General features: G+C 32.4%; 6 protein-coding genes and 2 pseudogenes. 6 read left to right on the forward strand and 2 right to left on the reverse strand.

Features of this window, described 5'->3' with window-relative positions; genetic code table 11:
• Window positions 1–150: pseudogene (locus tag BUB32_RS13435) on the reverse strand (DUF6431 domain-containing protein); the annotation flags it as partial.
• A 173-nt stretch (window positions 151–323) separates the two neighbouring features.
• A pseudogene (locus tag BUB32_RS12585) lies at window positions 324–982 on the reverse strand (transposase); the annotation flags it as partial.
• 637 nt (window positions 983–1,619) lie between these two features.
• Between BUB32_RS12585 and BUB32_RS12435 the strand changes: the two are divergent.
• The 6 genes from BUB32_RS12435 to BUB32_RS12460 all read left to right on the forward strand — a co-directional run.
• Window positions 1,620–2,369, forward strand: a complete 750-nt coding sequence (locus BUB32_RS12435) for a TIGR02391 family protein (protein WP_072969630.1) — start codon at window positions 1,620–1,622, stop codon at window positions 2,367–2,369.
• A gap of 297 nt (window positions 2,370–2,666) precedes the next feature.
• Entirely contained in the window at window positions 2,667–3,956 is a 1,290-nt protein-coding gene (gene cmr1, locus BUB32_RS12440; protein WP_072969631.1) for a type III-B CRISPR module RAMP protein Cmr1, read from the forward strand.
• The gene (locus tag BUB32_RS12445) at window positions 3,940–4,341 is read left to right on the forward strand and encodes an HI0074 family nucleotidyltransferase substrate-binding subunit (RefSeq protein ID WP_072969632.1); all 402 of its coding nucleotides are present in this window, start codon (window positions 3,940–3,942) and stop codon (window positions 4,339–4,341) included. Before cmr1 ends, BUB32_RS12445 begins: the two co-directional genes overlap by 17 nt.
• A gap of 32 nt (window positions 4,342–4,373) precedes the next feature.
• Window positions 4,374–6,560 (forward strand): type III-B CRISPR-associated protein Cas10/Cmr2, encoded by a 2,187-nt coding sequence (gene cas10, locus BUB32_RS12450; protein WP_072969633.1) that lies wholly within the window; start codon window positions 4,374–4,376, stop codon window positions 6,558–6,560.
• Window positions 6,560–7,654, forward strand: coding sequence for a type III-B CRISPR module-associated protein Cmr3 (gene cmr3 / locus BUB32_RS12455; RefSeq protein WP_072969634.1), 1,095 nt, complete (start codon window positions 6,560–6,562; stop codon window positions 7,652–7,654). Before cas10 ends, cmr3 begins: the two co-directional genes overlap by 1 nt.
• Before the next feature lie 193 nt (window positions 7,655–7,847).
• Window positions 7,848–8,078, forward strand: a 231-nt coding sequence (locus tag BUB32_RS12460; protein ID WP_200773893.1) for a UPF0236 family transposase-like protein, incomplete at its 3' end; no start/stop codon positions are given.

Raw genomic sequence — 8,078 nt, forward strand, 5'->3', positions numbered from 1 at the left:
ATAGTAACGGTAATAAAACCCGTGCTTTTTTAGTTTTACTCTACACTTGCAATCGGGATAAGGACATCTATCTGGCGGGGCAGGGAAATTGTAATCTTTACCCTTTCGTAAATACTCTTCAATGTTATCAACATGGAAAACTATTTGCATAAGTAACCTCTCCAATTAAAATTAATGCTAAAGGAATCTGAAAAAATTTTTTTTAATTCCTTTAGCATTAATTTTATCACAAGATTATTTAATCTGAAAAATTTTATCGGTTTTGGGCTAAATTAATTTGAGAAATGACAGTCAAGGATACGCTACGCTGGGCTTTTGCCTGTCCTTATAAAATGTGTTTGGCACCTTTGTCACGTAACTTCTTGGAGTGTCGATGAATTGCTTGTACAAGTCCACTATGATGATCGGAAACTACTAAATCAACTTCAGGGAGCCCTCTTTGCTTCAGCCATGAAAAGAATTCACTCCAACTGTTTTCTGATTCACTGTCTCCTATCATAAGGATTAATACTTCTCTATAGCCATTGTCATTTATACCTACAGCAATTAGTACACTGCGTTGACGAACACGTCCTTCTTCTCTTATTCTTATACATAGCATCAACTAGGATAAAAGGGAAACTTTTTTCTCTCAAAAGTCTTGAATTTCACCATCTCCATTAGTGCCAATAAAAATGCTCGTTCACTTTTCTGGTAACGGTTAAAAAGGTCGGTGCTAAATTTGCCATTGCGGACTCTTGGAACTTTCAAGTTGAGAGTTCCAATTCGGTAATTAAATTTCTTGAATAATAGCCATTACGATAATCCTGCCTTTTTTCGGTCCCTTCATAAGTTTCAGCTTTAATTTGCTCAAAAGTTTGAGCTGTTAAAATTTGATTAATTACAGATTCTAACAACTTAGATAGCTTTTCATCTTTTGCATCCTTTTACAAAAAGATAATGCAAAATTTCAGAATTTATGGTAATATTGGTATTGAGCTATTTCTTATTACATCTAGCTAGATTTTTGGATTCGTTCCTATTTCTCTTCTAACCAAAGGGCGGGAATGACTCAATCCCTTTATACGCATTATATAGGCTTAACTCAAATTTTTGGATGTAAGGCAAAGAGAATTTTATTTTAACACTGTTTGTATTTAGAATTAATGTTAATAATTGGAGTACATTTTCAGTTAACAAATGCAATATATCGAACTTTCTTAGATATTTATACTGGATTTTAGGAATAAATGGTAAAATAAAGTTGATAGTTTATATAGCAAACGTTAAAAAGTATTGCAGAACAGGAACTGACCTTACAGTGTTAAGGGCAACCATTTGTAAGTTTGTTTTTCTTTAAATTTAGAGACATAGTATTACGAGAACTCAGTAAATACCTCCTACTATTTTTCTAAGGTTGTAAGTTAACGCTAACTGAGATGGTAGTTATATTATGGATGTTGTATATATAAAGATTTTAACATTCTTTGGGTATTATGTATGTAGCTACATTTTTTATTCAACAGCATGTTTTAAATAAAATTGAGAACATAGAAACAGGAAAATTAATTACGTTAATTACTGTTCTATGTATTTAAAAAAACTGGGACTATAAAAGTTATAAATTAGGGAGTGATATAATGAATTTAAATTTTAATGAAATATTGAGTCCCAAAATTATAAAACATTGCTTACCATTATATTTAGAAGGGCATTATGATTCTGCATCACATAAGGCGATGTTGCAAGTCGAATTAGCATTAAAAGAAAAAGCTGGGATTACAGGTGCTGATAGTAAAAAATTATATGGAAGGTTTCTAATAAAAGAATTATTTTCTAATAGTGAGGATAAAGGGAACCATAAGAAAAGTGTACCTGTGAAATTAAGGGTTCCATTAGGGGATGAATTGCAGGAAGAGGCTGAACGCATGTTTTCTGGTGTATTTGCGTATTACAGAAATTATTGTGCACATGATGGGAGGAAAATCACAAAGGGAATATGCTTAAGAATCATGGTAATTGCAAGCGAATTATTAGATTTAATTGACGCTTCCTCACTTAGTTATGAAGATATTGGTGGAGTAGAAGAAATACTTAAATTTGGCAACTTCAAAAACAGTTTAATTTTATACAATTTACTAAAATTTCTCGAAAATACTTGGGTGATAGATGATAGTTCTTTTTATGAAGACTTATATAAAAGCGGTTTTACAGATTTTCAATTTAAAGCAATGATAGATCTTGATTTGGTGCGTTATGAAATTAATGAAGCTAATGAGGATTTTGACACAAACGAGTTTATTGAAATAGGCAGCTTTGTGCTAACCGATTTAGGTAAGAAAGTTGTAAGAGAGATAGAAATTATTGAAAATATAAGCAATGAGAGATAAATTTCTGCTGTACCGTGTCTATAATTGATACTCTTTTGACTCTTACGAAATATTTTTGTAAAGTCTAAGTTTAGTAGTGAAATATTCCTAGTTACACTATTATAGTTTCAATTTTTTATATACTGATGAGATTAGAATCTGCGGATATAGTCCATTGTTTATTCTGCAGTTATTGAAAATAATTGATATAGAAATATTTTGCTGCAGTGATAGTAGTGCTTACTGACTCTGGTTGAGATATTACCTGATATAATTTATTAATGTAAAAAAATGTAAATTAGGAAGGTGTCTACCAATATGAAAAAAACTGTACTTACTTGTAAAGTTGTAACTCCTATGTTTATGTATGGGATAGATAAAAAGAGACCGGAGCTTAGAACTTCGGAAATCAAAGGGATGATGCGTTTTTGGTGGAGAGCCATAAAAGCGTGTAACGATGTACAAACATTGAAAAAAGAAGAATCAGAAATTTTTGGAGATGTGAACAAAATAAGTTCAGTGAAAGTAAAAGTTTTTCCTCAACCTCCGGAAGAATATATTAGAGAGAATAATGAATTAATAAATGAAGATGCTGGTGTAAAATATTTATTTTATTCTGCTTTGCTGTCTGAAAATAAGGGGAAATATATAAAAGAAGGATTTACTTTTCATATAGTTTTGGAAGCGCAAAAAGAAAGACATCTAAAAGAGGCGCTGGCTTCTTTGTGGAGCGGTATTTATTTAGGAGGATTTGGTGGGCGGTCAAGAAGAGGGGGAGGAAATATTACGGCAACAGAAATAGAGGGGTTAATTCCGAAGATTGAATTTATACCAAGGGGTAGAAATTCCGGAGAGGTAGCAGAATGGCTGATAGAGAATTTTAAAAAAGCAAAAAAAATTATTAACGAATCCCAAAAAAGAGATTTTGCCTTTAGTTATAGTAATTTAAGCATCTCGCGTTTTATTATAAGTGATAAGTCGTTTGATAGGTGGGAAAAAGCTCTTGCTGATATTGGAAACAAATTTAGTGAGTTTAGAAAAGAACCTGAAGCTAAAATACTTGGAAGAGCCGTTTTTGGATTACCTGTTTCTCACAAAAAAAGGCCTGTTAAAGGTATAAAAAGAATTGATACTGTGGAAAAAGCTTTTGACCGAAGAATGTCTCCTTTAATATTTAAAATACTTAACGTGGAAAATAAGTATTATTGGGCAGTCATACGTTTGGCAGGCGAGTTTTTGCCTGAAGGAACCATATTAAAATCTGGGAAAACCACACAAAAGCCTGATTACTCTCTTATTGAGAAATTTTGGGAAAAACTAAAGGTTCAAAATAAAGAGTATGTACTTTCTTTGCCTGAGACATTGAATGATGTGTTAGACAAAATAAAGAGTAGAGTTGAACCTGAAAAAATTTACTTGTATGGTTCAAGGGCAAGAGGAGATTTTGGTAAAAAATCTGACATTGATATAGCTGTAGAAACGGATAAAAGCATAGAAAATATTGATTTAATTGGGCTTTTTGATATTGTGAATTTAAATAAAGTGGGCAGCGATTTGAGAGAGAAAATATTAAAAGAAGGGATATTGCTTTATGAGAGAAAAAGTTAGGAAGTTCTTTGAAGATTTTGAAAAAGCCTTTGTAAATCTAAAAAACGCTGTAGAAAAGGCAAGAGATGATTTAGACGTAGATGGAACTATTAAAAGATTTGAAATTTGTTATGAACTGTCGTGGAAGTTAATGAAAGAGTATCTTGCTGATGTGGGTGTAATTGTAAAAAACCCTCGTAATACTTTTAAAGAGGCTTTTAATAACGACCTTATTGAGGATATAGAGACGTGGATGCAGATAATAGAAGACAGGAATTTACTTGTTCATACGTATACCCTTGAGGAATCGAGAGAGGTATTTAATAGGATAAAAGAAAAATATATTATCGAGCTAGAAAAATTTTATTTAGCAATACAAAAAAAGATACAGCGAGAAGATACGTAGTGATTAAAGTTTACATAAGAGGTGAGTTTCTAATGTATGAAAATATTTCAGAAGGTTTTGGTATGTCATCTCTTTTTCTGTTTACAATAGGACCTGTTCAACAATTTATTTCGCAGGCGAGAAAAACACAAGATTTGTACGCTGGGAGCTTCTTATTATCATATCTTACTTTTATCGGCTTAGAAGAAATAATAGAAAAATATGGTGTTAGTAATGTGATTTATCCGGATTTGGAGAATCAGCCTTTTTTAGAGTGGCATAATTTAAAAGTTTATGGAAGCAAAGATGGAGCTGTCTTTAATATCGATTTACCTACTATTCCTAATAGATTTGTAGCTTTAATTCCGGAAATCGAAGAAAAAAACATTGCTGAGTTAGCAGAAGGTATAAAGAGAAAAATAAAAAATGAATGGAATAATATTGTTAAAAAGATTTTACACGAGTTTAGCTTGATAGATAATTTGTATTCTTCAAAAGGCAAGACAAACTTCCAAGAATTAGTAACTAATCAGACAAAAGATTTTCCTGAAATTTATTGGGTGGCAATACCTTTAAAAAAAGATGGAAAAGAAATTTATATAGAAGATTTTTATGAGTTTTTTGAAAAAAGCTTGATTGATGAAGAAGTAAAAAAATATGGAGAAAAAAATGTCAAAAGTTTGCTTTATCACTTTGCTTACTCAGCTCTGGAAAGGGCGATGGGAGTAAGAAAAAATGTGAGGGAATTTGAACAAACAGAGGAATATGGATATAAATGTAAGGTTTGTGGAGTGAAGGAAGGGGTCATTAAAGCTGGGGTTGGGGGTTTAGAGGTAGGGGAATACATATCAAAAAAAGAGAACATTTGTATCAGATGTTTTACAAAAAGAGCCATTGACAAATATCTAAGTAAAGAAATAAGTGAAATATTTAAGGATTACACTTTTCCATCTACTGCCGAGATAGCTGCTTTGAGTTTTAAGAAGAGAATGCTAAATTCAGAGAAAGGCAAGAGGATATATGAAGCGTATTTAGACAAATTAAAAGAAGTTATTAAGGAAGAGAGAGTATTTAAAACGGTTCTGGTTAAGCCTCTGAAAAATTTGGAGAAATATTTTACTGACAATCTTTTCAATATTGAAGGTGAGTGGCTCTTTGAAGAGAATTTAACTGTAAAGAATTTTGAAGAAGAATTAGGAGTAAAGGTGAATGATAGAGAAGTAGAAATTTTGAAGCGGAGGTTGAAGGAGCTTACAGGGTTACAGGAAGTAGGTGAACCTAATCCTTATTATGGGATTATTTTATTTGATGGGGATAATATGGGTAAGTGGTTATCGGGGCATTTCCTTCCTCATATGATGCACGCCATAAAATATGAAAAAATAGAGATAAACAAAGAGATAAGAAAAGAGTTTGAGATGAGCTTAAAAAATGGCATCCTTTCTCCTATCTCTCATTTCCTTATTTCCCAAGCACTTAAGAACTATAGTATAAAATTTGTAAAGAAAATAGTTGAAGAGGAGCATTTAGGAAAAGTAGTTTATGCAGGCGGAGATGATATTTTGGCATTTGTAAATGTGGAAGAGTTGTTTGATGTTATGAGGAAATTGAGAGCATCTTTTTCTGGAAATGTAAGAGTTGAAAATGATGAAATAGAAGTAGATTGGGAAAATACAAGTGGTTTTGTGAGGTATAATAGTGAGGATGTCTTTACACTGGGAGAAAAAGCAACGGCCTCTTGTGGGGTGCTAATAGCCCATTACAAAGATCCTCTCCAGAAAGTATTGGGGAAATTAAGGGCTGTAGAAAAGAAAGCAAAAGAGCATAATGGTAAGGATAGTTTTGCCATTTCTCTCTTAAAGCGCTCGGGAGAAGAAAGAATAGCTGTAAGTAAGTGGAGGGTAAACAGGGGCGATATACTAGAAAAATTAAAAGAATTATCTATCGTTTTTTCAGGGAATGATGAAATATCTGTCTCAGATAAGGTTATATATGTTTTAAAAGAGGAATTTAAGCAGTTAAAGGATACGGATAATCTAGTTCCTTTTGACCTTGCGAGGGAAGAAATTAAAAGAGTTATTAGGAGGTCTATAGGTGAAAAAGATGATAAAGAGAAGAAAGAAAAAGTGGAAAGAGTAGTTAATTCTTTTATAGAAGTTTTTGAAAGTTATGGTGGGGATATAGATAATTTTTTGAATTTGATTTCCATTTCTGCCTTTGTAGGAAAGGGTGTGAAGTGATGCTTATTAAACTAAAACCTTTTGATACATTATTTTTCAGGAATTCTAGACCTTTTACAAAAGGAGAAGATACATGGACGGATTTTGTTTTTCCGCCATATCCTTCAACTGTTTACGGTGCTATAAGAAGCTATCTGATTTTTAAAATGGGTAGTTTGCGAGATTTTATAGAAGGTAAGTTTAGAGATATTTTAGGCGTTCCCGGCGAACCTGCTAAATTCACAATAAAAGGACCTTTTTTGATGAAAGAAGACAAGCTTGTTTTTAAAATGCCATATGATTTGGTCAAATTAAAAGATGAAGATGGAAAAGTATTTTTACTTGATTTCACAGAGAAGCCATCGTTGCTTGTGAGTGATTTCCCCTTTGATTATGGGCTTTTGTGGAAAAGGGAGGAAAATATAGATGATGCTGCAGGATGGATGGAGGAGCTTAATTTTGAGGATTATTTAAAAGGGGAAAAACAAGAGTTTGGTGTCGAAAAAGATGAGATATTTTACAAAATAGAAGATAAAGTAGGGATAAGTATTAATAAAGCTAAAGGGACATCGGAAGAAGGGCATTTATACAGATTTTCTATGGTGAGACTTATGGAAGATACTGGCATGGTAATAAAAATTGAGGGCATAGAAGAGTTTGATGATGAAGGGGTCTTACAGTTGGGAGGTGAAAGAAAGGCAGTTGCTTTTGAGAAGATGGTAAAAAATTCTTTTGAAGATTTAGAAAATTTAGCTCTTACTTTAGAAACTGATATATTTAAGATTTACTTAGCCACGCCTGCAATTTTTAAAAAGGGCTGGTTGCCTGATTGGATAGATGAAAAAACTTTGGAAGGAGAATTTAAGGGGATAAGGGTAAAACTTTTAACTTGTGCAATTGGAAAATATATCACGATTGGCGGCTGGGATATGGCAGAAGGAGAATCTAAGCCTTTAAAAAAAGCCGTTCCTGCGGGCAGTGTATATTATTTTAAAATTTTGAATGAGGTTGATAAAGAAAAGGTAAAAGAGACTTTTCACTTTAAAAATATCTCAGACGAAAAAGCAGAAGAAGGTTTTGGGCTATCTATTATGGGGGAGGTTAAGAGATTATGAGGAAAGTAATAACAATGGTGGGGACCTCAATTTTTGATAATTATAGGGAAGAAAACACTGGTGATACTTTCTTTAAAAGATATGTGATAGTGTAAAATTATCGTAGGATTTTTTAAGTGAAAAAAAACAAGAGACAACCCCTGTGATAAAATAGATTATGGAAAACAAAACAACACAGAAAGGGGTGTCTCTTGTGAAAAAACATATCTTTGAGGATATTATACTACAAAATGCTCTAAATTTCACTAGAGAAGTGGTAGACATTTTTGACGATTTATTAAACAAAGGAATGAATATTACAGAGCTTGCAGCAAGGATAAAGGAACTGACGGACAAACTAGGTAGAGAGGCAATAGAAGCAATTATTGAAGAGTTAGATAAGATAATAAAAGAAGACAAGAGAAGGAAAGAAAAATGGGTAGTA

It is taken from the genome of Thermoanaerobacter uzonensis DSM 18761 (genome assembly GCF_900129115.1).
GTDB lineage: Bacteria > Bacillota > Thermoanaerobacteria > Thermoanaerobacterales > Thermoanaerobacteraceae > Thermoanaerobacter > Thermoanaerobacter uzonensis.

What these genes read in the sequence shown, in the direction of transcription:
- BUB32_RS12435 (WP_072969630.1), top strand. Translation starts at nt 1,620, where the DNA reads ATGAATTTAAATTTTAATGAAATATTGAGTCCCAAAATTATAAAACAT.
- cmr1 (WP_072969631.1), top strand. Translation starts at nt 2,667, where the DNA reads ATGAAAAAAACTGTACTTACTTGTAAAGTTGTAACTCCTATGTTTATG.
- BUB32_RS12445 (WP_072969632.1), top strand. Translation starts at nt 3,940, where the DNA reads ATGAGAGAAAAAGTTAGGAAGTTCTTTGAAGATTTTGAAAAAGCCTTT.
- cas10 (WP_072969633.1), top strand. Translation starts at nt 4,374, where the DNA reads ATGTATGAAAATATTTCAGAAGGTTTTGGTATGTCATCTCTTTTTCTG.
- cmr3 (WP_072969634.1), top strand. Translation starts at nt 6,560, where the DNA reads ATGCTTATTAAACTAAAACCTTTTGATACATTATTTTTCAGGAATTCT.